This is a genomic window from Nocardiopsis sp. CC223A, assembly GCF_030766825.1.
Classification (GTDB): domain Bacteria; phylum Actinomycetota; class Actinomycetes; order Streptosporangiales; family Streptosporangiaceae; genus Nocardiopsis.
In genome coordinates this window covers 22,592-44,650 of record NZ_JASFDV010000017.1, presented here as the reverse complement: position 1 = coordinate 44,650, position 22,059 = coordinate 22,592, and the positions used below count along the sequence as shown (strand labels likewise).

Below are 22,059 nucleotides of genomic sequence, written 5' to 3'. Positions count from 1 at the left end.
CGTGCCGTGTCCGGGTCCGGGGTAGGGGGCGGCGATAGGTTGTGCGCTCTGACCGAGAGCGCATCCCATCCCTGGAGGTAGGACCACGTGAACGCGTACTCCCCCGGCGTCGCCCTGATGCGCCGTCCCGGACCGAACCTGGCGCAGGGCATCGTCACCCACATCGACCGGGTGGAGGTCGATCCGGTGCTGGCCGCCCGCCAGTACACCATCTACCAGGAGGTGCTCGCCTCGGCCGGGTGGCGGGTGTTCGAGGTGGACCCGGCGCCCGAGCACCCCGACTCGGTGTTCGTGGAGGACGCGGTGGTGGTGTGCGGCGATCTGGCGGTGCTGACCCGGTCGGGGGCGCCCGAGCGGCGCGGGGAGGTCGACGGGGTGGAGGCCGCGGTGCGGCGGCTGGGGCTGCGGGTGGCGCGGATCGAGGCTCCGGGGACGATGGACGGCGGTGATGTGCTCCAGGTGGGCACCACCGTGTACGTGGGCCTGGGCGGGCGCACCGACGAGGCGGGCGCGGCCCAGTTGGAGCGGCTGCTCAAACCGCTGGGCCGGGAGGTGCGGCGGGTGGGGCTGGGAGGTGTCCTGCACCTGAAGTCGGCGGTGACGGCGTTGGGCGACGGGACCGTCATCGGGTTGGCGGAGGCGGTGGACGTCTCGGCGCTGCCGCCGGTCCGCCGTCCGGCGGAGGAGCCGGGGGCGCACGTGCTGCCGTTGGGCGGCCGGGACGTGATGATCAGTGCGGCGGCGCGCGGCACGGTGCACGAGCTGGCCGGTCAGGGGTGGCGGGTGCTGCCGGTGGACATCTCCGAGTTCGAGAAGCTGGAGGCGTGTGTGACCTGCCTGAGCGTGCTGGTCCCCGATCTGTGATCGCCCCCACCACCGAATCGTTTGCCGTTACGGCAAAGATTTTTGTGGTTTTTGCGGTTCGGGTCGCATCCTGGTCGTGGAGGTGATCGAGGTGACGGAGAACGGCGCCTACGACTACGACGTGGTGGTGATCGGCGGCGGTGCGGCCGGGCTGAGCGGGGCGATGGCCCTGGCCCGTTCGCGCCGTTCGGTGGCGGTGGTGGACGCGGGCGAGCCCCGCAACTCCCCCGCCGAGGGCGTGCACGTGCTGCTGGGCCGGGAGGGCATCGCCCCCCGCGAGCTGGTGGCCCGGGGCCGCGAGGAGCTGCGCTCCTACGGCGGTGTGGTGATCGAGGGCGAGGTCGTGGGAGCGTCCCGCGGCGACGACGGCCTGTTCGCGGTGACGCTGGGCGGCGGGCGCGTGCTGCGGGCGCGCCGCCTGCTGGTGACCACCGGCCTGTCCGACGAGCTGCCCGACGTGGCGGGTCTGCGGGGGCGGTGGGGGCGCGATGTGATCCACTGCCCCTACTGCCACGGCTGGGAGGTGCGTGGACAGCGCATCGGCGTGCTGTCCACCGGCCCGATGTCGGTGCACCAGGTCCTGTTGATGCGGCAGTTGAGCGATGACGTGGTGTTCTTCGCCCACACCGCGCCGCCCGTCGGCGCGGAGGACCGCGACCGGCTGGCGGCGCGCGGCATCGAGGTGGTCGAGGGCGAGGTCGTCGCGGTGGAGACCGACGGTGACCGGCTGAGCGGGGTGCGCCTGGCCGACGGCCGGGTGGTGGAACGCGACGCCCTGACGGTCGCCACCCGCATGGTGGCGCGTACCTCCTTCCTGGCCGACCTGGGCCTGACGGTGCAGGAGCACCCGATGGGCCTGGGCGAGCACGTGCCCGTGGAGACCGGCGGCCGCACCGCGGTCCCGGGGGTGTGGGCGGCGGGCAACGTCACCGACCTGATGGCCCAGGTCGGCGCGGCCGCCGCGGCGGGCACCATGGCGGGCGCGCAGATCAACGCCGACCTGGTGATGGAGGAGGCCGACCGCGCGGTCGAGCGGATGCGCGCGCGGCGGCCGTTCTCGGCCGCGGCCGAGGCCCGGGTGCACGAGGCGGTGGCGGGCGAGCACCGCCACGGGCTGTGACCCGCACGCGGAACTGAGGGGACCCATGGCGCAGGAGTTCGACCGGGCCTACCGGGAGGACCGCTACCGGGAACACGGCCACGGGCAGGGGGCGCCGCCCAATCCGTAGCTGGTGGCCGAGGTGTCCGGGCCGGCCCCGGGGCGGGCGCTGGACGCCGGGGCGGGCACCGGACCCTCCTGCACGACTCGGTGCTGCGGGCCCGCCGCCGCACCTGACGCGGGGACCCCGGCCGGGCGGGGGTCCCCGCCCTGGCCGGGGTCAGAGCCAGTCGTGCTCGCGGGCGTAGCGGGCGGCCTCGTGCCGGGTGCGCGTCTGGGTCTTGTGCATCGCGTTGGACAGGTAGTTGCGCACGGTGCCCTCGGCCAGGTGCAGGCGTCCGGCGATCTCGGCGACCGAGTACCCCTCCCGGGTCTCGCGCAGCACGTCGACCTCCCGGTCGGTGAGCGGGGAGTCGTCGATGACGGCCAGCGCCGACACGTCCGGGTCGATCCACCGGCGGCCCCCGTGCAGGGCGGCGATGACCTCGGCGATGTGCGCGGGGTCGGCCGCCTTGCTGACGAAGCCCTGGACGCCGAGTTTGAGCGCCCGGCGCAGCACCCCGGGACGGGCGTGCCGGGTGAGCATGAGGATCACCTGTTCGGGCCGTTCCCGGCGCAGCCGGGTGACGGCCTCCAGTCCGTCGGTGCCGGGCATCTCCAGGTCGATGACGAGCACGTCGGGCCGGTGCTCCAGCACCGCCTCCACGGCCGCCGTGCCCTCGGCGGCCTCGGCGAGCACGGCGATGTCCCCCTCCAGGGGCAGCAGCGCCGCCAGCGCCGACCGCAGCAGGGCCTCGTCGTCGGCGAGCACCACGGTGGTCGTCATCGGTGTCCTCTCGTGAAGGGTCAACGGTCGGTGCCCGCGGCCGGGAAGGACACGGCCGTCAGGAACCGACCGTCCTCCCGTCGTGCGGTCAGGGTGCCCCCGGCCCCGGCGACCCGCTCCCCCAGGGCGGCCAGCCCGCGCAGGGCGGGGGCGGGTCCCCGCCCCGCGCCGTCGTTGGTGATGATGATGCCCGTCTCGGCGAGGGTGATCCGCACCCGGCGGGCCTGGGCGTGGCGCAGGATGTTGGTGGTGGTCTCCCGCAGGACCTGGCCGACCAGTTCCGCCGAGCGTTCGTCCACCTCGCCCCGGCGTTCGACCTCGACCCGGATGCCCGCGGCCTCGAACAGGTTCTTGGCGTTCTCCAGCTCCGCGGACAGGTTGAGTCGGCGCTGGGCGTAGGCGAGGTCCCGGGTCCGGGCGATGGTGTCCCCGACCTGGTCGTAGACCTCGTCCAGCTCCCGTTCGGCCCGGTCGGTGTCGGCGCGCAGGAGTTTGCGGGCCAGGGCGACCTTCAGTTTGACCACGTGCAGGGTGTGGCCCTGGATGTCGTGCAGGTCGCCGGCGAAGCGCACGCGCTCGCGCATGACGGCCATCTCCGCCTCCCGTTCGCGCGCCCGCTCCAGTTCCGCGAGGTTGTCGCGGACCGCGAAGACGAGTGAGACGAGGACGAACCCGGTCGCGGCGACGGCCGCGGTGGCCACACCGTACCGGAGCACGGTCTCCAGGGGGTCTTCGGGTGTCAGCGCCGCCTTCACCGCTACCAGGGCGGCGCCGGAGGCGATGCACCCCGCGGCGGCCGCCCGTCGGTGGCGCGGCAGCCTGGAGACGGCGACGGTGGCCACGACCGCGACGCTGTAGACCGCGGTGCCGGCGTCGGCCGCCAGGACCCCGGCGACCCACACGGCCGTGACGAAGACCAGCACGGCGATCAGGAGCGCGGGGTGGGGTCCGCGGCCCGCGGCCCACCGGTTGACGACCATCATGGCCGCGGCCAGGCCCGCGCCCAGGGCGATGCCCTCCGGGAGGGAGGCGGCGTCGGTCGCGATGAGCAGCGCCCCGACGGCGGCGATCGCCGCGGACACGATGTCCATGTTGAGCCTGCGCAGTCGCCCCTGCGTCTCCTCGGCCTGCTCCGACGCCATGCGCGTCCCCTCGTGTCCGCGCTCGCCGATGCGCCCGCCCGCGGACCCCGGCGCGGCGCGCCCCCAGTCTGGCCGGGCCGGGGGTGCGCCCACCAGTGACACGGCGTCACGGTCCCACCCGGGCGGATGTCACGGTGCGCAGGTGACGCGGACGCACTGCCGGAAGAGGGGGGCGGCGGGCGATGGTGAGGGACGTACGGCGACTCCGCCACCGACCCACCGAAAGGCCTTTTCCGATGATCGAGTTCCTCCAGGACTTCACCACCCGGCTTCCCGTGGCCCTGCAATGGGCGGTGGTGGTCGTACTCGGGATGATCCCCTTCGTGGAGTCCTACAGCGGTGCGGCCCTGGGTGTGGTGGCCGGTCTCCCGGTCTACGTCGCGGTCCCGGCCGCGGTCGCCGGGAACATCGTGTCCATGCTGTTCGTGGTGTCCGTGGCCGCACGACTGCGCAACAGGGTGCGCGGGAACCGGACCGAGACCGCGCTTTCCCCCCGCCGCGCCAAGCTGAGGAAGCGGTTCGACCGGTACGGCGTGGCCGGGGTGGCCCTGTTGGGTCCACTGGCGCTGCCCAGCCAGATCACCGCGGCGGCGACCGTCTCCTTCGGCGCGTCCCGGCGCGCGGTGGTGTTCTGGCAGGCGGTGGCGATCGTGCTGTGGGGTGTCGGGTTCGGCACGCTGGCGACGCTGGGCGTGGCGGTCCTGGCCTGACCCGCCGGTGCCCCCGTCCGCGGGGGCACCGGCGGTTCGGCCGCGCGGTCAGCGCCGGGTGCCCTGGATCGAGATGTAGCCGAACTGCTCGGCCATGACCTCGCCGATGCGGGCGAGGCGGTCGCGCTCCAGTTCGGTGAGGGAGGCCGGCCCCTCCTCGGACACGTTCTCGGCGGCATGCCCGGGCCGCCGTTGACGTCCGCCCACCACCCGGTCGGGGGCGAGTCGGGCGACGTCGGGTGAGACTCCCGCCCAGGTCGCCGCCCTGGACGCCGAAGCGCTCGGGGATGTCGATGCGGAAGGGGTGAATGGCCGCGCTGTCGGTCATGTGTCCCACATCAGGAAGAGCAGAGGACGTTTTTTGTCCTCCACTCTCCGCTTTCTGGCCTTTCAGGAGGCCGCGTCGAGGAGTTCGCGGGCGTGGTCGTAGGTGAGGCCGTGGGAGGCCGGGACCGAGGCGGCAGGTGGGCGGAGTCGATGGACCGGTGCCCCGCGGCGATGGTCCCGCGCAGGGACGGCTCCAGGACCTTCCCGGCCTTGGCGTCGAAGGGGCTGCCAGGCGGCCGCGCCGCTTGGGCGGGGCGGGTTCGGCGGGCGGGGTCAGGGCCTGGGGGCCGAAGGCCTCCTCCAGGCGGCGGAACAGGGCGTCGGTGTCGATGCCCACGGCCCGCAGGGCGTTGAGCCCAATGATTGACGCCTCTGCCGACGGCAGAGACCGGAACCACCGGCGCCCCGGCCGAGTTGAAGACGGGTGAGAACCCCACCGACCCCGGGAGACCCATGACCGCCGTCCGCCTCGTCCGCAGCGCCACCCTCACCGAGTCCGTCGACTACGCCTACGCGGCCACCGCCGCCGGGCCCCTGCGCGCGGTGTGGACCGCCGGGGCCTGCCCCCTGGACGAGCAGGGGGCCACCGTCGCCGTCGGCGACGTCGCGGGCCAGGCCGAGCAGGTCATGCTCAATCTGCGCACCGCCCTGGCCGACGCCGGGGCCGCGCTCACCGACGTCGTCAAGACCACCGTCCACGTCGCCTCCTCCCGCCAGGAGGACCTGGTGGCGGCGTGGAACGTGGTGCGCGCCCACATGGGCGACCACGACGCCCCCTCCACCCTGCTCGGGGTGGCCGTCCTGGGCTACGACGACCAGTTGGTGGAGGTGGAGGCCGTCGCCGTGGTGGCCGGCTGAGCCGAGACCGCCCCGCGCCCGTGCGCGCCGCCCCGATCCCCCGCAGGTGGCGGACACGATCTGTCCTGCACCCCTGGCAGACTGCGGGTATGTCGACCACCACGTCCTCACGCCTGCTGCGCCTGCTGTCCCTGCTCCAGACCCGCAAGGACTGGCCCGGGGGCGAACTCGCCGACCGCCTGGAGGTGAGCGCCCGCACCGTGCGCCGCGACGTGGACCGGCTGCGCGAGCTGGGCTACCCGATCCAGGCCACCATGGGCACCGGCGGCGGCTACCGGCTGGGCGCGGGCGCCGCGCTGCCGCCGCTGCTGCTGGACGACGACGAGGCCGTCGCCGTCGCGGTGGGGCTGCGCACCGCCGCCCAGGGCGGGGTGAGCGGCATCGAGGAGACCTCGGTGCGCGCCCTGGCCAAGCTGCTCATGGTGCTGCCCTCCCGGCTGCGCCGCCGGGTGGACGCCCTGGGCGCCTTCACCGTCCCCATCCCGGGCAGGGGCCCCACCGTGGACGCCGACGTGCTGGCCCTGGTAGCGGGCGTGTGCCGTGACGGGGAGCGGCTGCGCTTCGACTACGAGCGCCACGACGGCACGGTTTCGCGCCGCGTCACCGAACCCCACCGCCTGGTCTCGCGCGGGCGGCTGTGGTACCTGGTGGCCTGGGACAACGAGCGCGAGGACTGGCGCACCTTCCGGGTGGACCGGATGCGCCCGCTCACCCCGACCGGGCCGCGGGTGCCCCCGCGGGACCCGCCCGAGCAGGGGGTGGCCGCCTATCTGGCCGAGCGGATGAACTTCCACATGTGGCCGCACAAGGCCCGGGTGCGGCTGCTGATCGGCGTCGAGGAGGCGACCGGGCGCGGCATCGGCGAGTACGGCCGCCTGGAGGCGGTGGACGAGGCCTCCTGCATCCTGGACGTGGCGGGCGACTCGTTCCAGGTCATGGCCTGCTACCTGGCCATGCTCGACGTGGAGATGCGCGTGGAGGAACCCGAGGAGCTGCGCACCGAGATGAGCGCCCTGGCCGCCCGCCTGCGCCGCGCCGCCGACTGATCCGGCGGGGTCGTCCCGGGTGAAGTCCGCGCGAGCACACCCCGGAACAACTACTGTGGGCAGTCAATTGGCTTCCTAGAGTAATGAAAGTGGGATTCGCGTGCTCACCCGGGACCGTGCCCTTCGCCCCACACCCGCCCTCGACGCCCTGCCGACCATCCGCGACCTGTGCCCCGGTTACCGGATCGCCCGCTGGGACTCCCCCGCCGCCCTGTCGGACGACCGCCGCCGGCGCCTCCACATGATCCTGCGCGGCCTGGCCGCCCGCGCCTTCGGCGCCGACCACTCCGCCTACTGGCACGCCCGCGTCCAGGGCGGGTTCTTCGACCGCGTCACCTCCCTGGCCCTGATCCTGGACCCCGGCGGCGTCCCCGTCGGCTGGGGCGGCTACCACCGGCTGCGCCTGGCCGGACGCCCCGCCATGTACCTGGACGCCACCGGAGTGGTGCCCGCCCACCGCCGCTCCGGACTCACCTCGGCGCTGATGACCCACTTCCTCACCCGGGAGATCCGCACCCGCCCGCTGCGCGGCGTGGACGTGGTCATGCGCACCCGCCACCCCGCCGTCTACGCCGGCTGGCTGCACAACCTGGGCCCGCGCCGGGTCTTCCCCAACACGCGCCGCCCCCTCCCCGCCCGGGTCCGGCGCACGGCCGCCGAAGCCGCCGAGTGGCTCGGCGACGGCCCCGGCCTGGACCCCGACAGCCTGGTCGTGCGCGACGCCTACCGGGTGTTCGACGGCGACATCTACGGGGTGCGACCGCGCAGCGGGCACAGCGACATCGACGACCTCTTCGCCCGCACCGTCGGCCCCAAGGACGCCCTCATGGTGGTCGCGCACCTGGACGCCGTCGCGCTGGCGCGCTGCGCCCTGGCCCGCGCCGCCCGTTCCCGGGTACGCCGCATGCCCGCCCTGGGCGGGCGGCCCCGGCGCGGCGGCACGGTCACCGCGCCGGTCCACCCCGAGACGGCCGGACTGCTCACAACGGCACGGCCTTGACCGTGGGCGCGCTGTACACCAGCCCGCCCATGTCGCGCACCCGGTCCATCACCGAGGCCAGGCGCAGGCTCTCGTCCCAGGTCATGTCCGGGCTCTGGGACAGCCCGGCGCCCACGCACCGGGCGACCTCTTCGGCCTCGTACTCGTAGCCGTTGGCGCGGAAGGGGCGGTGGAACGTCTCCGGTTCGCGGCCCTCGCGGTACAGCACCGCCTCGGTGGCCGCCCAGAACAGGGGGATCTCCACCCGCCCCCGCGTCCCGGCCAGCACCGCCGTCCCCGGCAGGGCCGTGAGCGAGGCGCAGGCCAGGTGCGCGGTGGCGCCCTGCTCCCCGCGCACCAGCATCGCGGTGTGCACGTCCACCATGTTGTCCGGTGACAGGCGCCGGGTGGCGCCCACCACGGTCAGCTCGCCCAGATACCACGAGGCCAGCGACAGCGGGTAGATGCCCAGGTCCAGCAGGGCGCCGCCGCCCAGGTCGGCGTTGAACAGCCGGTGGTCGGGGTCGTAGGGGGCGCTGACCCCGAAGTCGGCGGACAGGTGGGTGAGCTCGCCCAGGGCGCCGTCGGCGACCAGGTCGCGCACCAGCCGGTGGATCGGCTGGTACCGCGTCCACATGGCCTCCATGAGGAACACCCCGTTGTCGCGGGCGGCCCGCGTCATCTCCGCGGCCTGGAAGGCGTTCATCGCCATCGGCTTCTCCACCAGCACGTGCCTGCCCGCGTTCAGGCACAGCAGGGTGTGCTCGTGGTGCCAGGGGTGGGGGCTGGCCACGTAGACCACGTCCACGTCGGGGTCGGCGGCCAGCTCCGCGTAGGAGCCGTGGGCGCGGGGCACGTCCCAGGCCGAGGCGAACTCCTGGGCGCGCTCCCATGTCCGCGAGCCGACCGCGGTGACCCGCGCCGTGGGGGTGGCCCGCAGGCCCTCCATGAAGGAATGGGCGATCCCGCCCGTGCCGAGCACGCCCCAGCGCAGTACGCCGTTCTCATCTGTCATGGGTGCATCCTAAAAACCCGGTCTCATCTCCGGGGCGACGGGGGCCGGTCCTCGGTTTCGGGGCACGTGACCCGTACGGTGACCTCTAGGGCGGAACGGGGACCGCCCGCCAGGATTCGGAGGGGGACATGTCGGAAACACTCGCCCACAGGCTCGGGGTCCGCACCGGGGACCGGCTGCTCGTCCTCAACGCCCCCGAACGGTACCTGCGGCTGCTGGAACCGCCGCCCGACGTGCACGTCGACCTGGGCCCCATCGACGGGGCGGAGTACGACTCCGTGCACCTGTTCGCCCTGGACCGCGCGACGGTGGACCGCGAGGTCCACCCGATCCTCAAGACCCTGTCCCCGGCCACGGTGGTGTGGGTGTGCCACCCCCGGCCCGGCGGCACCATCATCACCGACCTGCGCGCGGACAAGGGCTGGGACGTGCTGGTCGACGACGGGTGGCGCCCCGCCGCCCAGGTGCCGATCGACTCGGACTGGGCGGCGTTGCGCTTCACCCGCGGCTGAGCCTCAGCGCTCGCGGACCTGGACACTGCCGCTGACGGTGTCCACCTGGACGCGCGGACCGGAGGAGGAGGTGCCCACCCCGATGTCGCGCCCGCCCGAGACGGACTCGCCGGTCACGTCGTAGGAGCCCGCCGGGATCCGGACGTCCACGGAGCCGCTGGTCGTCTCCACCACCAGGGTCTGGAACGGATCGGCGGTGTCGACGTCCACGGCCCCGGAGGTCGAGGAGACCTCGGCGGTGTCGAACCCGCCTCCCACGGCCACCCAGCCGCTGGTGGACTCGGCCTCCACCGCCCCGGCGGTGAAGTCGGCCAGGTCGACCACGCCCGAGGTGCTGACGGCGCGCAGCCGGTCGCCCTCCCCGGAGGCCTTGATGGCGCCGCTGGTGGTCTCCAGGTCCGCGGAGCCGGAGAGCCCGGAGACCACGACCTGCCCGCTGGTGCACTCCACCCGTACGTCACCGGTGATGTCGGTGAGCGCCACCGCCCCGCTGACGGTGGACACCTCCACTCCGCCCTCGATGCCGTCGGCGGTGATCTCGCCGCCGACGGTCTCCACCCGCACGGCCACCCCGGTGGGCACCGCGATGTCGTAGTCGATCGAGCAGCCGCCCAGGAACCACGCACCGGAGCACTCGGCGTCGATGCGCAGCGCCCCGTCCTCGGCCTCGATGTCCTCGTCGGGTTCGGTCAGGGGGGTGCCGTGCAGTTCCCGGTCCACCCGGACCTCATCGCCGTCGGCGGCGGTGAGGGTCACCCGGCCGCCGGTCTCGTTCTCGACGACCACGCGTTCGGGTGCGGCGAAGGAGTCCTGCCGGTCCCCCCGGTCCACGCCCACGTTGCCCAGGACCGAGACCGCGGTCACCGCGATCAGGGCCACCACCAGGACGCCGCCCAGCACCAGCCACGGTCCGACGCGGAACCCCGTGCCGGGTTCCTTGCTCGACGAGGCGTACAGCCCCCGTGCCTTGAATGTCACTTTCTTCCTCTCCGTTCGGGCTCTCGCCCCCTCGTGTCCGGTGCCGGTCAGTTCCGGTCGTGGTCGCGCAGGTAGTGCAGGACCGCCTGTACCCTGCGGTGGTCGTGGTCGTCCTGGCCCAGGTCGAGCTTGGTGAAGATCGACCGGATGTGTTTCTCCACCGCGCGTTCGGTGACGGTCAGCCGGGCCGCGATGCCCGCGTTGTTGAGCCCCTGCGCCATCACCTCCAGCACCTCGGTCTCCCGGGGCGTGAGCCGGTCCAGGGCGCTGCCCCGGTGTCCGCTGAGCAGTTGGGACACCACCTCGGGGTCGATCGCCGCGCCGCCGCCGGCCACCCGGCGCAGCACGGTCAGGAACTCGTCGATGTCGGCGACCCGGTCCTTGAGCAGGTAGCCCACCTTGGACATGTCGCGCCCGCCGAACAGTTCGGCGGCGTAGCGGCTCACCACGTGCTGGGACAGCAGCAGCACCGCCACGTCGGGGTGCTCCTCGCGGATGCGGATGCCCGCCTTGATGCCCTCCTCGGAGAACGTGGGCGGCATGCGGATGTCCACCAGGCACAGGTCCACGTCCGGGTGGGCACCGATCGCGGCCAGCAGCGTGTCGGCGTCGCCGACCTGGGCCAGCACCTCCACCCCGGCGTCCTCCAGCAGCCGGACCATGCCGCTGCGCAACAGCACCGAGTCCTCCGCGATGATGACCCGCGGCCCCTCGTCCGGGGCGCCGGTCTCCCGCGCGGCCCCGCCCGGGGCCGTTCGCGCGTCGTGGCCGTGGAACACGGTTCTCATGCCTCCCAAGGGATGTCGGCGGTCAGGACGGTGCCCTCACCGGCCGGGCTGTGCACGGTCAGGACGCCGTCGACGGCGTCCACCCGGTCCCACAGGCCGTACAGGCCGCTGCCGGAGTCGGGTTCGGCGCCGCCCGCGCCGTCGTCGGTGACGGTGACCCGCAGCAGGTCCCCGCCCCGGCGGGCGGGCCGCTCCACGCGGTGGGCGGACACGGTCACGCGGGAGGCGCCGGAGTGTTTGGCGACGTTGGTGAGCGCCTCGCACACCACGTAGTAGGCGACGCCCTCGGCGCGCGCCGAGGGGCGCTCGGGCAGGTCCACCTCGACCTTGACCGGGACGGGTGAGCGCCCGGCGGCCACGGGCAGGGCGGCGGACAGGCCGTGGTCGGTGAGCACCCGGGGGTGCAGGCCGCGGGCGACCTCGCGCAGGTCCTCCATGACCTCGCGGGACTCGCGCTGGGCCTCGGTGATCAGCTCCAGGGCGGCGTCGGGGTCGGTGCCCACGCGGGCGCGGGCCCGGGTGAGCGTCAGGGTCAGGGCGAGCAGCCGCTGCTGGGCGCCGTCGTGCAGGTCGCGTTCGATGCGGCGCCGCTCGGCCTCGGCGGCGTCGACCATGCGCAGGCGGCTGTCCTGGACGTGGGAGAGGCGGCGGCGCATGCGCACCTCGGGGGCGTCGAACAGCAGGGCCCGGTGCAGCGCCACCTCGGTGGACACCGCGTACGGGGCCAGGCGCACCCCCACGAGCACGGCCAGCGGGGCCAGCACCACCTGGACCAGCGGGCCGCCCAGGTCCGAGGGCTGGCCCTGGACGAGGATGAACACCACGCCGACCAGGACGCCGACGGCGACGGCGAGGCCGCCCACCACCAGGGCCACCACGACCCCGCCGAACAGCAGCCCGTGCAGGCCGGCGGCGGTGGTGTACACGACCATGGACCAGGATTCGCGCCCGAACACGAACCGCCACAGCCGCGACCAGCGGCCGTAGGGGGCCAGCGGGTCGGGCGGGGCGGTCTCCACGATCCCGAAGACCGTGCTCAGCCGGTGCCGCTGTACCCGGCAGGCCAGCCGGGCGAGCAGGGTCGCTGCGGCGGGCAGCAGGACCACCATGGCCAGTGCCTCGGTGAGGGCGTCCAGCGGTCCCCCCTGCCAGAGGTCGCCGGCGCCGGGGGCGATCGCGAACCCCACCCAGGAGGCGGAGACGACCATCATGACCGCGGGCACCAGGTAGAACAGCGACAGTGCGAGCGAGGTCATCAGGTGTGCGATCTCGGCCGCGCGTGTGCGCCAGGGCGCCCCGTAGGCTGCTGTGATGGCGCGCGCGAACCCGGCGGGGTCCCCGGGCGGGCCGCCGGGGTGCGCGATGGGTGGGCTGTGACCGGTCACGTACCCCAATCTAGGTTCGGGGCGGTCCGGGACACGATCCCATCAGCACGTGGACGCGGGGTGGTGGTGGCACTACCCGGGCCGCGCGGGGATGTGAGGGAGGGTGGCGAGGGTGGGCGACGGGCGGGTCGAGGTGGTGCCGGTCCTGGTCGACATCGGCCGGATCAACATGATGTTCGCCCTGGAGGCGGAGCCGCCCGGGCCCCGGTGGCGGGCGCTGGGCGTCCCCGACCCGGGAGCGGTGGCGGTGGAGGTGGAGCGGGTGCGCGAGCGCCTGGCGGGGTTCGCCGGGGTCCGGGCGCGGGAGGTGGAGTGGCGGGTGGGCGCCTCGCTGTTCCAGCAGGGGTTGGCCACCCGGCTGCTGTCGCCGGTGCTGGCCGCGGCGCTGTGCCACGGGGCGGCGCTGCGGGTGGACGCCTTCCACCGGGACCCGGGCGCGGCCGGGCCAGTGGTGCTGCGCACCTCCCAGCGGTGGGCGGACCCGATCGCGCCCGAGCCCGCGGCGGTGGCCGGGCACATCGCCGCCACCGTCCTGGCCGGGGTGCTGGAACCGGTGGCGGCCGCCCTGGGCGGGGTGCCCCGCGGTACGGGCCGGGTGGCCCCGGGGCTGTTGCGCGGCAACACCGCCTCGGCGCTGGCGGGCGCGGCGCGTTCGCTGGGCGCGGACCGGCCCGCGGTGCGGGAGGGGGCCGAGGAGGTGGTGCGCCTGCTGACCGCGGCCCCGCCGCTGGCCGGGACCGGCTCCTACACCGGCCGTGACGCCGGCGGGGCGGCGGTGTTCCGGCGCACCACCTGCTGCCTGTACTACCGGGTGCCCGGCTCGGGGTACTGCGGCGACTGCGCGCTCACCGCCCCGGGGAAATCCGGGTGACACGGGCCGGGGGCCGTGACAGCCTGCCCGGATGACCACTCCCGAGCCTGCTCCCCTGTACCGGGACTGCGACTTCAACGGACCGCTGTCGGACGACCACTCCGCCCGGCTGATCGGCACCCTGGGGCCGCTCGACGGGCGACACGTCGTGGACGTGGGGTGCGGGTGGGCGGAGCTGCTGCTGCGCACCCTTGCGAGCGCGCCGACCGCGACCGGGTTCGGCATCGACATCGGTGAGGGCGCCATCGCCCACGGCCGTGCCAACGCCGCCGAGCGCGGGCTGGCGGACCGGGTGGAACTCGTGGTGGGCGACGCGGGGCAATGGGCGGGGGCGAACGCCGACGTGGTGTTCAACATCGGCTCCACCCACGCCTGGGGCGGCGACCCGGTGACCCACACGGCCAACGCCCTGGAGGCCTTGTCGGGGCTGCTGCGGCCGGGCGGGCGGCTGCTGTTCGGCGAGTGCTTCTGGACGCGCGAGCCCACCGACGCCGAGCTGGCGGCCATGTACGACACCCCGCGCGCGCAGTACCGGACGGTGCGCGGCCTGGTGGACCTTGCGCTGTCCTACGGGTTCCGGCTGCGGGCGCTGTCGCAGGCGTCCCTGTCGGAGTGGGACGACTTCGAGAACCGGCACGCCAAGGCGTGGGAGGAGTGGCTGGTGGAGAACTCCGGCTCCCCCGACGCCGAGGAGATCCGCGCCCTGTCCGAGCGGCACCGGGTGGCCCGGGTCGACGGCTGGCGCGAGGTGATGGGGATGGCGTACCTGACGCTCGTCCGGGTCTGAGGCGGGTCCGCTCGGCCGGGGAGGCGTGCCCCGGCCGAGCGGACCCGGCCCCGGGTACCGGTCAGCCGGCGTCGGCGGCGCGGCGCACCTCGTCGACGTCGATACGGCCCATGGAGAGCATGGCCTTGGTGGCCCGCTCGGCGCGGCCCGGGTCGGGGTCGGTGACCAGGTCGTCGAGTTCGCGCGGGAAGACCTGCCAGGAGAACCCGTAGCGGTCCTTGAGCCACCCGCACGGGCCCTCCTGCCCGCCGCCCTCGATGAGGGCGTACCAGTAGCGGTCGGACTCGGCCTGGTCGTCGCAGATGACCTGGAGCGAGAATGCCTCGCTGAAGGTGAACTCCGGGCCGCCGTTGAGGGCGGTGATCTGCTGGCCCTGGACCTCGAAGTCGACGGTCATGACCGAGCCCTCGCGTCCGGGCATGCCGGAGCCGTAGCGGGTGGTCCTGAGGATGCGGGCGTCGTCGAAGACGCTCACGTAGAAGTTCGCGGCCTCCTCGGCCTGGGTGTCGAACCACAGGCAGGGGGTGATCTTGTTGAGCTCGGTCATGATCGTGTCCCTTCGGGTGCGCTGCTCTGTCACAGGTACGGACCCGGGGGCGGGCCGGAAATCATCGCGGTCCGCGCGGGTTTTTCCCGGCCGTTCCCGGGCTGCCCCAAGTTCCCTCATCCTCCCCTGTGGCGCCCTATGATCGAGGGATATCCGGTGGTGAAGGGATGTTCCGTGGAGCAGCGGTACTACTCGGTGGACCAGGTGGCGGAGCTGTTGGGGCTGCATGTGAAGACCGTGCGCGGCTACATCCGCGACGGGCGGCTGGCGGCGACGCGCATCGGCAAGCAGTACCGGATCCGCCGCGAGGACCTGGAGGCGTTCGGCGGCGGACCGGTGGCGGCGGACGGGCCGTCGGGGCCGGTCTCGGTGGAGGTGTCGGCGGTGGTGCGCCTGGAGGGGGTGGACCGGGAGCGGGTCGACCGGGTGACGACGCTGGTCACGGCGGCTGCGGCCGCCCCGGGGCAGGGGCGGCCGCCGGTGCACGTCCAGGCGGTGCACGATCCGGGGGCGCGCAGTCTGCGGCTGGTGTTCCTGGGGGACGCGGCGGGGACCGCGACCCTGTTGGACCTGGTGGAGCGGGTCGCCCAGAATTGATGTCTCGCATATTGATATTTTCATCTCACTTTTAGAGACGACGGGTGTAGGGTCGGGGCACCGCGAACAGGGCGGTCCCCGACGGAAAGGGCGACGATGACGCGCTACACCCACGGCCAGCACCCCTCGGTCACCGACTCCTACCGCTGGCGCAACGCCGCCAACTCGGCCGGGTACGCGCTCGCCGAGATGACCCCGGGGCGCTCCCTGCTGGACATCGGGTGCGGGCCGGGCACCATCACCATCGACCTGGCCGCGCGCGTGGCACCGGGAAGGGTGGTGGCCCTGGACTCCTCCGCCGAGGCCGTGGAGCTGGCCCGTGCGACCGCCGAGAAGGAGGGCGCCGGGAACATCGAGTTCCGGGTCGGCGACGTGCACGACCTGGACCTGCCCGACGCCTCCTTCGACGTGGTGCACGCCCACCAGGTGCTCCAGCATGTGGCCGATCCGGTGCGGGCCCTGGCCGAGATGCGCCGGGTGACCGCCCCGGGCGGGGTGGTGGCGGCCTGCGACAGCGACTACTCGGGGATGTACTGGTACCCGCGGCCGCCGGAACTGGACGCGTGGATGGACCTGTACCAGCGCGTGGCCCGCGGCAACGGCGGCGAGCCCGACGCGGGCCGGCGCCTGCGCGCCTGGGCCCGCGCAGCCGGGTTCGAGGATGTCGAGTACGCCGCCGAACTGTGGGACCACTCCTCCCCCGAGCGGCGCTCCTGGTGGGGCGGCATGTGGTCGCGCCGCATCCTGGAATCGGACCTGGCCCGCCAGGCGGTCGCGGAGGGATTCGCCACCCCCGCCGACCTGGAGGGCATCTCCGCCGGATGGGCGGCGTGGAGCGAGGACCCCGACGCGGTCTTCGTCATTCCCCGCGGCACCGTCCTCTGCCGCGTCTGAGACGGGCGGCCGCCCCCGAACCCCTGACCGAATTCGGGGGCGAAAAAACGAATCCCGTATTCGGCCGGGGCTCCTGTGAGAACATGGACGCGCTCACCCCATGAGGAGAATCAATGCGATTTCCGCGCCGGGTCCTCTCTCGCGAGGGCCGGGAAGGCGACAGGAAGAAATAGCTGTTCCGGGCCGCACAAAAGGAGTCCCCGTGAGCCCCCACCCCCCCACCCCCGACCAGCCGATCACAGGCACCCCCGACCCGTCCGGACCCATCCGGGTCATGGTCGTGGACGACCACGCCCTGTTCCGGCGCGGTCTGGTGTCCGTCCTGGACGAGGAGGCCGACATCAACGTGGTCGGTGAGGCGGGGGACGGCGAGGAGGCCGTCCGGCTCGCCGCCGACTCCCGCCCGGACGTGGTCCTCATGGACGTGTGGATGCCGCACGCCCGCGGCATCGAGGCCTGCCCGCGCATCCGCGAGGCGGTGCCGCACACCAAGTTCATCATGCTGACCATGAGCGACGAGGAGTCCGACCTCTTCGACGCGCTCAAGGTCGGCGCCAGCGGCTACCTGCTCAAGGAGATCGCCGTCACGGACATCTCGGAGACCATCCGGACGATCGCCGCGGGGCGGCCCTCCATCAACCCGTCCATGGCGACCAAGCTCATCGGGGAGTTCGCGGAGCTGGCCAAGCAGGAGACCGCACCGGAGGTCACGGTGACCCTCCCCCAGCTCACCCCCCGGGAGGCGGAGGTGTTGAAGCTGGTGGCCCGGTCGCTGAACAACCGGACGATCGGGGAACGGTTGTTCATCACCGAGAACACCGTGAAGAACCACGTCCGCAACATCCTGGAGAAACTCCAGGTCCATTCCCGGACCGAGGCGGCGATCTACGCCGTGCGCGCCGGATACGTCTCCCCCTGACAGGTGCCGGGAGACCGGGGGACCGGCTGAGCGCGGTACCGTCCGCGGGTACCGCGCGGGTCAAAGGAGCAGGAACCCGATCGCACCGGAGGCCGCGACGACCGCCCAGGCCGGGGCCCGCCACACCGCCAGGGCCACGAACGCGACCGCGGCCAGCGCCATCGTCGCGGGCGAGACCACGCCCTGGAGGAAGACCGGGTCGTACAGCGCCGCGCCCAGGACCCCCACCACCGCAGCGCCCGCGCCCGCCAGGGCGCGCCGGGCGCGTGCGTCCGCGCGCAGCCGCTCCCAGAACGGCAGGGCGCCCACCACCAGCAGCGCCGAGGGCAGGAAGACCGCGACCAGGGCCAGCGCCGCGCCCAGCAGCGGGCTGCCCGCCACGGGCATGAGCGCCCCCAGGTAGGCGGAGAAGGTGAACAGCGGCCCCGGAACGGCCTGCGCCGCCCCGTACCCGGCCAGGAACGACGCGTGGTCCACCGCTCCGGAGCCCACCGCCTCGGCCTCCAGCAGCGGCAGGACCACGTGCCCCCCGCCGAAGACCAGCGACCCGGCGCGGTAGAAGCCGTCGGCCGTGCCCAGTGCCGCGTTGCCGGTCAGCGCGGCCAGCACGGGCAGCCCCGCCAGCAGGACGGCGAACACCGCCAGGCAGGCCGCGGCGGTGCGGCGCCGCACCGGTACGCCGGCCCCGGCCGCGTCGTGGTCGGCGGGCGCCTGCGCGGAGAGCCAGAACAGGCCCGCCAGGGCGCCCAGGGCGATGGCCGCGACCTGGCCCGGGGCCGAGGGCACCAGCAGGACCAGCACCAGGGCGGCGACCGCGATCGTGGCCGGGCGGCGCCCCGCGGCCAGGCTCGCGGCCATGCCCAGGACGGCGTGGGCGACCACGGCCACCGCCGCCGCCTTCAGGCCCAGCAGCCATCCGGCCCCGGGTTCGGCGCCGATGGCCTGCACGCCCAGGGCGAAGCCCGCCATGAGCACGGCCGAGGGCAGGGTGAAGGCCGCCCAGGCGGCGGCCATCCCCGCGTATCCGGCTCGGCGCAGCCCCAGGGCCATGCCGACCTGGCTGGAGGCGGGGCCGGGCAGGAACTGGCACAGCGCCACCAGGTCGGCGTAGGCGGCCTCGGTGAGCCAGCCGCGGCGCACCACGAACGCCTCGCGGAAGTAGCCCAGGTGCGCCACCGGACCTCCGAACGAGGTCAGGCCCAGCGGCAGGAACGCCCGGAAGACCTCACCGACCGTCCCGCGCCCCGCCGGGGCCGCGGTGGGTGTCGTCGGGTTCGCCTCGCTCACCTGGGCGCCGCGGTGGAGGGCGCCGGTGGGGTCAGGGGTGGGTGCACGGTGCGGTTCCTTCCCGGGAGGGCTCACGCAGAGATGACGTGCTCCGACATCGCAGAACGATATCGGAGTGCGTCGGAGTGCCCGCCGGGCGGGGCTCACGGACCCCTGCCCTCACGGTTCATCCGCTCCATCGGGTACCTCTCCGCCCGCCTCCTCGGGCCGGGGGCGGTACCGGGGCGTGCGGAATCCCGTACGGAACCGTTCCGGCGCGTCGCCGAAGACGACCGGCCCCGGAACCCGGTACACGGGTCCGGTCGTGCGCGACGAACGCCGTCTCGACCTCACCCGGCCCCGCCCGCTCGGCCACGACGGCGACCGCGTCGCCGTCGAGCGGCACGCACCCCGCCACCGGAACGTCCCGGCGTCCGCCGGGGACGCCGCCGCCCGGTTCCCGGCCCGGCACCTGAACGGCGAACGGTAGGGGTCAGCGCGCCGCGGCCAGGCGGGCGCGGGTGCGGGCCGGGGCGCCCGGGGGCAGCGTGGCGAGGATGTCGGCCAGGCTGCTCCCGGCCAGGCTCCGGCGCCACGCCTGGTGCGCGTCGGCCATCTTCCGCGCCAGCACGCAGGTGTCCTCGCACTCCTCGCGCGGCAGCGCCCCCGCCCCCCGCTGCCGGATCTCCGCGCACAGGTAGGGCGAGGAGGCGCCGTCGACCGACTCGACGATCTGGAGCAGGTCGATCTCCTCGGCGGGCCGGGCGAGCCGGAACCCGCCCCGGGGGCCCGGCGTCGCACTCAGCACACTGGACCTGACCAGGGCCTTGAGCTGTTTGGCCAGGTAGGGCGCGGGCAGGTCGAAGTACCGGGACAGCTGGGCCGTCGACGCCGTGTCCCCCGGTTCGAGTTGGGCCAGGGCGGTGGCGCAGTGCAGGACCCATTCGGTGCTCGCGGGAAGCTTCATCCCGGCAGCCTATCGAAGATATTGTGGATCTATTTGGTCCACGATATGTTCGGGTCGACGATCACCAACGAGCGAAAGAAGGAAACGCCATGCGCGTCGCCGTCGCCGGGGCCACCGGCAACATCGGCTCCCTCACCGCCGCCGTGCTGCGCCGGCAGGGCCACGAGGTCGTCGGGATCAGCCGCTCGCTCGGCGTGGACCTGGCCACCGGGGACGGGCTCGACGAGGCCCTGCGCGGGGTGGAGGCCGTCGTCGACGCCACCAACATCGCGCCCGCCGACCGCGACGGTTCGGTGGAGCGCTTCGCGCGCCTGACCCGCACCCTGCTCGCCGCCGAGGAGCGCGCCGGAGTGCGTCACCACGTCCTGCTCTCGATCGTGGGCATCCACCGGGTGGAGGGCAACCCCCACTACGCGGGCAAGCGTGAGCAGGAGCGCCTGGTGGAGAACGGCCCGGTGCCCTGGACCATCGTGCCCGCCACCCAGTTCCACGACTTCGCCGCCATGGTGGCCGGGTGGACCGAACGGGACGGCGTGGCCGACATCGCCCCGCTGCTGGTGCAGCCGATCGCCCCCGCCGACGTCGCCGAGATCCTCGCCGAGGTCGCGGTGGGCGAACCGCTCGGACGCCACGCCGACATCGCCGGTCCCCGGACCCAGGACCTGGTGGACATGGCCCGGCGCACCCTGCACGCCCAGGGGCGCCGGGTGGACCTGGTGCCGACCTGGTCCGGGGTCTTCGGGACGTCCATGGCGGGCGATGTGCTGCTGCCCGGTGAGGACGCGCGCATCGCACCGACCACCTTCGAGGAGTGGCTCGCCGCCCGGACGGCCCCGTAGGACGTGCCCGGAGGATCGGAGCGAGGTGGGCGCCGCCTCCTCGCGGTGCGGCCGGGACGGCACCTGTGGCCCCGGGCCGTCGACGGCGCCGCGGGGGCGGTCACCGTCGGGGGCCCGCCGGTCAGTCGGCGTCGTAGACGGTGACGGCCACGCCGCGGGCGCACAGGGCCTCTCGGACCAGTGGCTCGACGCGCTCCCACTTCCCGCCGGCCAGGCCGCAGCCGATGCGCGGCATGTGCACGGTGGCGCCCAGCTCCAAGGCGTGGTCGGCCACCGTGCGCAGGCAGGCGGCGATGGCCTCGTAGCGCACCAGCGGTCCGCCGCTGCCGCGCCTGGTGCCGTGCTGGCCGACCATGTTGGCCACCCAGGTGTCGGCCTTGACCCGCACCAGGCGCACCGCACCCAGGCCGAAGCCGTTGCGGGCCCGTTCCCGGTGCCAGGTGCGGTAGTCGCGCTCGGGCTCGGTCCAGCGCTTGGACAGGGCCAGCACGAACCCCTTGCCCCAGCCGCCGCGGTCGTTGCACACGTGGGCGATGATCTTGGGTCCGGCGGCCTGGGGGCTGGTGGCGTCGCCGCGAATAATGCGCAGCGGGGCGGGGGTGTCGGACATGTCGGCCACGTTAGCGGGCGGGTAGGACACCACGTGGGGCGGCCACCGCCGCGCACGCGATCAAGGGGGAGAGCATGTCGGACCTGCCCATCGGCTACTGGCTCAAGCACTTGGACCGGCTCATCGAGAACGACTTCGACCGGACCCTGGCCGGGGAGGCGCTGGGCCGCCGCCACTGGCAGGTGCTCCACTCCCTGTACGAGGAGCCCGGCACCCTGGCCGACCTGGACCGCAGGCTCGCCGCGTTCCTGGACGAGAGCGAGGTGAGCGTGGCCCCCGCGGTGGAGGAGCTGCGCCGGCGCGGCTGGCTGGAGGGCCTGGTCGCCCTGGACCTGACCGCCGCGGGCCGCCGGGCGCACGAGGACCTGTTCACCAAGGTCAAGGGGGCCCGCGAGCGCCTCTCGCGCGGTATCGGCGCCGAGGAGTACCGGGCCGCCGTGAGCGTTCTGGAACGGATGTCGGCCAACCTGGAGGCCGGGCCCGACGCCTTCTGAGTCCGCTCAGGCGGGCAGTTCCCGGGTCAGCTCCACGAAGGCCAGGTCGTCCCGGCGCGGCAGCCCGAAGGCCTCGTCCCCGTAGGGGAACGGCTCGGTGCGGCCGGTGTTGGTGTAGCCGCGCCGCTCGTACCAGGCGATCAGCTCCGGGCGCTGCTTGAGGACCTTCATGCGCATGAGGCGGCAGCCCCACTCCTGGGAGGCGGTGCGCTCGGCCTCGGCCAGGACGCGCCGGCCCAGGCCGCCGCCCTGGATGTCCGGGCGCACCGAGAACATCCCGAAGTAGGCGCCGTTGACACCGCGCTGGAGTTCGCAGCAGGCCACCAGGGCCCCGTCGGCCTCGGCGAGCAGGATGAGGGTGTTGGTGCGCTCCAGCAGCGTGCTCAGCCCTTCGGCGTCCACGCGCCGACCGTCCAGCAGGTCGGCCTCGGTGGTCCACCCGCGGCGGGAGGCGTCGCCGCGGTAGCAGGAGTTGACCAGGTCGACCAGGGCGGGCACGTCGTCCCGCCCGGCGCGACGGTAGGTCAACTCCGGACCGGTGGTCTTCTCCGTGCTGTCCGTGGTCACCCGTGTCCCCCCGTGGTGGTGTCGCTGGGCTCACACCTTAACGGTCCGAACGCGGTGCCCAGAATCCGGACCTTGATCACATCGGGCACCAAAGGGTGTTTCGGTCACTGTT

At 74.0% G+C, this 22,059-nt stretch carries 26 protein-coding genes; 15 read left to right on the top strand and 11 right to left on the bottom strand.

What is annotated here, in order from left to right:
• The first annotated feature begins 117 nt into the window (after positions 1 to 117).
• A complete protein-coding gene (gene ddaH / locus QJS33_RS09405) occupies positions 118 to 864 on the top strand; it encodes a dimethylargininase (protein ID WP_372339621.1) in 747 nt (248 codons plus the stop codon).
• Between the two features lie 76 nt (positions 865 to 940).
• Positions 941 to 1,984 carry an NAD(P)/FAD-dependent oxidoreductase gene (locus QJS33_RS09400; protein WP_372339619.1) on the top strand — a complete coding sequence of 348 codons (1,044 nt, stop codon included), beginning with the start codon at positions 941 to 943 and terminating at the stop codon, positions 1,982 to 1,984.
• Positions 1,985 to 2,243: 259 nt separating this feature from the next.
• On the opposite strand, the gene QJS33_RS09395 is transcribed toward QJS33_RS09400, so the two are convergent.
• Together QJS33_RS09395 and QJS33_RS09390 are read right to left on the bottom strand one after the other, a co-directional pair.
• Positions 2,244 to 2,849 carry a response regulator transcription factor gene (locus QJS33_RS09395; RefSeq protein ID WP_306367499.1) on the bottom strand — a complete coding sequence of 202 codons (606 nt, stop codon included), beginning with the start codon at positions 2,847 to 2,849 and terminating at the stop codon, positions 2,244 to 2,246.
• Positions 2,850 to 2,869: 20 nt separating this feature from the next.
• Complete coding sequence (locus tag QJS33_RS09390; protein WP_306367498.1) at positions 2,870 to 3,991, bottom strand: sensor histidine kinase; 1,122 nt, start codon at positions 3,989 to 3,991, stop codon at positions 2,870 to 2,872.
• A 236-nt stretch (positions 3,992 to 4,227) separates the two neighbouring features.
• Here QJS33_RS09390 and QJS33_RS09385 point away from each other — a divergent pair, with 236 nt between their 5' ends.
• The 4 genes from QJS33_RS09385 to QJS33_RS09370 all read left to right on the top strand — a co-directional run bounded on the left by QJS33_RS09385 (position 4,228) and on the right by QJS33_RS09370 (position 7,932).
• Positions 4,228 to 4,701 carry a small multi-drug export protein gene (locus tag QJS33_RS09385; RefSeq protein ID WP_306367497.1) on the top strand — a complete coding sequence of 158 codons (474 nt, stop codon included), beginning with the start codon at positions 4,228 to 4,230 and terminating at the stop codon, positions 4,699 to 4,701.
• Positions 4,702 to 5,481: 780 nt separating this feature from the next.
• Entirely contained in the window at positions 5,482 to 5,886 is a 405-nt protein-coding gene (locus tag QJS33_RS09380) for a RidA family protein (RefSeq protein WP_306367496.1), read from the top strand.
• A gap of 89 nt (positions 5,887 to 5,975) precedes the next feature.
• Entirely contained in the window at positions 5,976 to 6,932 is a 957-nt protein-coding gene (locus QJS33_RS09375) for a YafY family protein (RefSeq protein ID WP_306367495.1), read from the top strand.
• A gap of 100 nt (positions 6,933 to 7,032) precedes the next feature.
• Positions 7,033 to 7,932 carry a GNAT family N-acetyltransferase gene (locus tag QJS33_RS09370; protein ID WP_306367494.1) on the top strand — a complete coding sequence of 300 codons (900 nt, stop codon included), beginning with the start codon at positions 7,033 to 7,035 and terminating at the stop codon, positions 7,930 to 7,932.
• On the opposite strand, the gene QJS33_RS09365 is transcribed toward QJS33_RS09370, so the two are convergent.
• Complete coding sequence (locus QJS33_RS09365; RefSeq protein WP_306367493.1) at positions 7,913 to 8,926, bottom strand: Gfo/Idh/MocA family protein; 1,014 nt, start codon at positions 8,924 to 8,926, stop codon at positions 7,913 to 7,915. The two genes, QJS33_RS09370 and QJS33_RS09365, sit on opposite strands and share 20 nt — an antisense overlap.
• Positions 8,927 to 9,054: 128 nt before the next feature.
• Between QJS33_RS09365 and QJS33_RS09360 the strand changes: the two genes are divergently transcribed.
• Entirely contained in the window at positions 9,055 to 9,438 is a 384-nt protein-coding gene (locus tag QJS33_RS09360; RefSeq protein ID WP_306367492.1) for a hypothetical protein, read from the top strand.
• A gap of 3 nt (positions 9,439 to 9,441) precedes the next feature.
• Here QJS33_RS09360 and QJS33_RS09355 read toward each other — a convergent pair whose 3' ends face one another.
• Genes QJS33_RS09355 through QJS33_RS09345 form a run of 3 tightly spaced genes read right to left on the bottom strand, consistent with a single transcriptional unit; the run spans position 9,442 to position 12,517 of the window.
• A complete protein-coding gene (locus QJS33_RS09355; RefSeq protein ID WP_306367491.1) occupies positions 9,442 to 10,416 on the bottom strand; it encodes a DUF4097 family beta strand repeat-containing protein in 975 nt (324 codons plus the stop codon).
• 47 nt (positions 10,417 to 10,463) lie between these two features.
• A complete protein-coding gene (locus QJS33_RS09350; RefSeq protein WP_306367490.1) occupies positions 10,464 to 11,204 on the bottom strand; it encodes a response regulator transcription factor in 741 nt (246 codons plus the stop codon).
• Positions 11,201 to 12,517, bottom strand: coding sequence for a sensor histidine kinase (locus QJS33_RS09345; protein WP_306367544.1), 1,317 nt, complete (start codon positions 12,515 to 12,517; stop codon positions 11,201 to 11,203). Before QJS33_RS09345 ends, QJS33_RS09350 begins: the two co-directional genes overlap by 4 nt.
• A gap of 184 nt (positions 12,518 to 12,701) precedes the next feature.
• Here QJS33_RS09345 and QJS33_RS09340 point away from each other — a divergent pair, with 184 nt between their 5' ends.
• A complete protein-coding gene (locus QJS33_RS09340) occupies positions 12,702 to 13,460 on the top strand; it encodes a (2Fe-2S)-binding protein (protein WP_306367489.1) in 759 nt (252 codons plus the stop codon).
• Between the two features lie 31 nt (positions 13,461 to 13,491).
• Positions 13,492 to 14,247, top strand: a complete 756-nt coding sequence (locus tag QJS33_RS09335; RefSeq protein WP_306367488.1) for a cyclopropane-fatty-acyl-phospholipid synthase family protein — start codon at positions 13,492 to 13,494, stop codon at positions 14,245 to 14,247.
• Positions 14,248 to 14,308: 61 nt separating this feature from the next.
• On the opposite strand, the gene QJS33_RS09330 is transcribed toward QJS33_RS09335, so the two are convergent.
• The gene (locus tag QJS33_RS09330; RefSeq protein ID WP_306367487.1) at positions 14,309 to 14,794 is read right to left on the bottom strand and encodes a VOC family protein; all 486 of its coding nucleotides are present in this window, start codon (positions 14,792 to 14,794) and stop codon (positions 14,309 to 14,311) included.
• A 174-nt stretch (positions 14,795 to 14,968) separates the two neighbouring features.
• Here QJS33_RS09330 and QJS33_RS09325 point away from each other — a divergent pair, with 174 nt between their 5' ends.
• The 3 genes from QJS33_RS09325 to QJS33_RS09315 all read left to right on the top strand — a co-directional run bounded on the left by QJS33_RS09325 (position 14,969) and on the right by QJS33_RS09315 (position 17,204).
• Entirely contained in the window at positions 14,969 to 15,391 is a 423-nt protein-coding gene (locus QJS33_RS09325) for a helix-turn-helix domain-containing protein (RefSeq protein ID WP_306367486.1), read from the top strand.
• A gap of 96 nt (positions 15,392 to 15,487) precedes the next feature.
• Positions 15,488 to 16,285, top strand: a complete 798-nt coding sequence (locus QJS33_RS09320; RefSeq protein ID WP_306367485.1) for a class I SAM-dependent methyltransferase — start codon at positions 15,488 to 15,490, stop codon at positions 16,283 to 16,285.
• A gap of 202 nt (positions 16,286 to 16,487) precedes the next feature.
• Complete coding sequence (locus tag QJS33_RS09315; protein ID WP_306367484.1) at positions 16,488 to 17,204, top strand: response regulator transcription factor; 717 nt, start codon at positions 16,488 to 16,490, stop codon at positions 17,202 to 17,204.
• Positions 17,205 to 17,264: 60 nt separating this feature from the next.
• Here QJS33_RS09315 and chrA read toward each other — a convergent pair whose 3' ends face one another.
• Positions 17,265 to 18,491 carry a chromate efflux transporter gene (gene chrA / locus QJS33_RS09310; protein ID WP_306367483.1) on the bottom strand — a complete coding sequence of 409 codons (1,227 nt, stop codon included), beginning with the start codon at positions 18,489 to 18,491 and terminating at the stop codon, positions 17,265 to 17,267.
• A 304-nt stretch (positions 18,492 to 18,795) separates the two neighbouring features.
• Here chrA and QJS33_RS09305 point away from each other — a divergent pair, with 304 nt between their 5' ends.
• The gene (locus QJS33_RS09305; protein WP_306367481.1) at positions 18,796 to 18,960 is read left to right on the top strand and encodes a hypothetical protein; all 165 of its coding nucleotides are present in this window, start codon (positions 18,796 to 18,798) and stop codon (positions 18,958 to 18,960) included.
• Between the two features lie 3 nt (positions 18,961 to 18,963).
• Here the strand turns inward: QJS33_RS09305 and QJS33_RS09300 are convergent, their stop codons facing one another.
• Positions 18,964 to 19,437, bottom strand: a complete 474-nt coding sequence (locus QJS33_RS09300; RefSeq protein ID WP_306367480.1) for an Rrf2 family transcriptional regulator — start codon at positions 19,435 to 19,437, stop codon at positions 18,964 to 18,966.
• 89 nt (positions 19,438 to 19,526) lie between these two features.
• Here QJS33_RS09300 and QJS33_RS09295 point away from each other — a divergent pair, with 89 nt between their 5' ends.
• Complete coding sequence (locus QJS33_RS09295) at positions 19,527 to 20,276, top strand: SDR family oxidoreductase (protein ID WP_306367479.1); 750 nt, start codon at positions 19,527 to 19,529, stop codon at positions 20,274 to 20,276.
• 121 nt (positions 20,277 to 20,397) lie between these two features.
• On the opposite strand, the gene QJS33_RS09290 is transcribed toward QJS33_RS09295, so the two are convergent.
• Positions 20,398 to 20,886, bottom strand: coding sequence for a macro domain-containing protein (locus QJS33_RS09290; protein WP_306367478.1), 489 nt, complete (start codon positions 20,884 to 20,886; stop codon positions 20,398 to 20,400).
• Between the two features lie 74 nt (positions 20,887 to 20,960).
• Here QJS33_RS09290 and QJS33_RS09285 point away from each other — a divergent pair, with 74 nt between their 5' ends.
• Positions 20,961 to 21,380, top strand: coding sequence for a MarR family winged helix-turn-helix transcriptional regulator (locus QJS33_RS09285; RefSeq protein ID WP_306367477.1), 420 nt, complete (start codon positions 20,961 to 20,963; stop codon positions 21,378 to 21,380).
• A gap of 6 nt (positions 21,381 to 21,386) precedes the next feature.
• Here QJS33_RS09285 and QJS33_RS09280 read toward each other — a convergent pair whose 3' ends face one another.
• The gene (locus QJS33_RS09280; protein ID WP_306367476.1) at positions 21,387 to 21,947 is read right to left on the bottom strand and encodes a GNAT family N-acetyltransferase; all 561 of its coding nucleotides are present in this window, start codon (positions 21,945 to 21,947) and stop codon (positions 21,387 to 21,389) included.
• Positions 21,948 to 22,059 lie beyond the last annotated feature (112 nt).

Coding starts and splice junctions, on each gene's coding strand:
- ddaH (WP_372339621.1), top strand. CDS start 118: ATGCGCCGTCCCGGACCGAACCTGGCGCAGGGCATCGTCACCCACATC.
- QJS33_RS09395 (WP_306367499.1), bottom strand. CDS start 2,849: ATGACGACCACCGTGGTGCTCGCCGACGACGAGGCCCTGCTGCGGTCG.
- QJS33_RS09390 (WP_306367498.1), bottom strand. CDS start 3,991: ATGGCGTCGGAGCAGGCCGAGGAGACGCAGGGGCGACTGCGCAGGCTC.
- QJS33_RS09385 (WP_306367497.1), top strand. CDS start 4,228: ATGATCGAGTTCCTCCAGGACTTCACCACCCGGCTTCCCGTGGCCCTG.
- QJS33_RS09380 (WP_306367496.1), top strand. CDS start 5,482: ATGACCGCCGTCCGCCTCGTCCGCAGCGCCACCCTCACCGAGTCCGTC.
- QJS33_RS09375 (WP_306367495.1), top strand. CDS start 5,976: ATGTCGACCACCACGTCCTCACGCCTGCTGCGCCTGCTGTCCCTGCTC.
- QJS33_RS09365 (WP_306367493.1), bottom strand. CDS start 8,926: ATGACAGATGAGAACGGCGTACTGCGCTGGGGCGTGCTCGGCACGGGC.
- QJS33_RS09360 (WP_306367492.1), top strand. CDS start 9,055: ATGTCGGAAACACTCGCCCACAGGCTCGGGGTCCGCACCGGGGACCGG.
- QJS33_RS09350 (WP_306367490.1), bottom strand. CDS start 11,204: ATGAGAACCGTGTTCCACGGCCACGACGCGCGAACGGCCCCGGGCGGG.
- QJS33_RS09335 (WP_306367488.1), top strand. CDS start 13,492: ATGACCACTCCCGAGCCTGCTCCCCTGTACCGGGACTGCGACTTCAAC.
- QJS33_RS09330 (WP_306367487.1), bottom strand. CDS start 14,794: ATGACCGAGCTCAACAAGATCACCCCCTGCCTGTGGTTCGACACCCAG.
- QJS33_RS09320 (WP_306367485.1), top strand. CDS start 15,488: ATGACGCGCTACACCCACGGCCAGCACCCCTCGGTCACCGACTCCTAC.
- QJS33_RS09300 (WP_306367480.1), bottom strand. CDS start 19,437: ATGAAGCTTCCCGCGAGCACCGAATGGGTCCTGCACTGCGCCACCGCC.
- QJS33_RS09295 (WP_306367479.1), top strand. CDS start 19,527: ATGCGCGTCGCCGTCGCCGGGGCCACCGGCAACATCGGCTCCCTCACC.
- QJS33_RS09290 (WP_306367478.1), bottom strand. CDS start 20,886: ATGTCCGACACCCCCGCCCCGCTGCGCATTATTCGCGGCGACGCCACC.
- QJS33_RS09285 (WP_306367477.1), top strand. CDS start 20,961: ATGTCGGACCTGCCCATCGGCTACTGGCTCAAGCACTTGGACCGGCTC.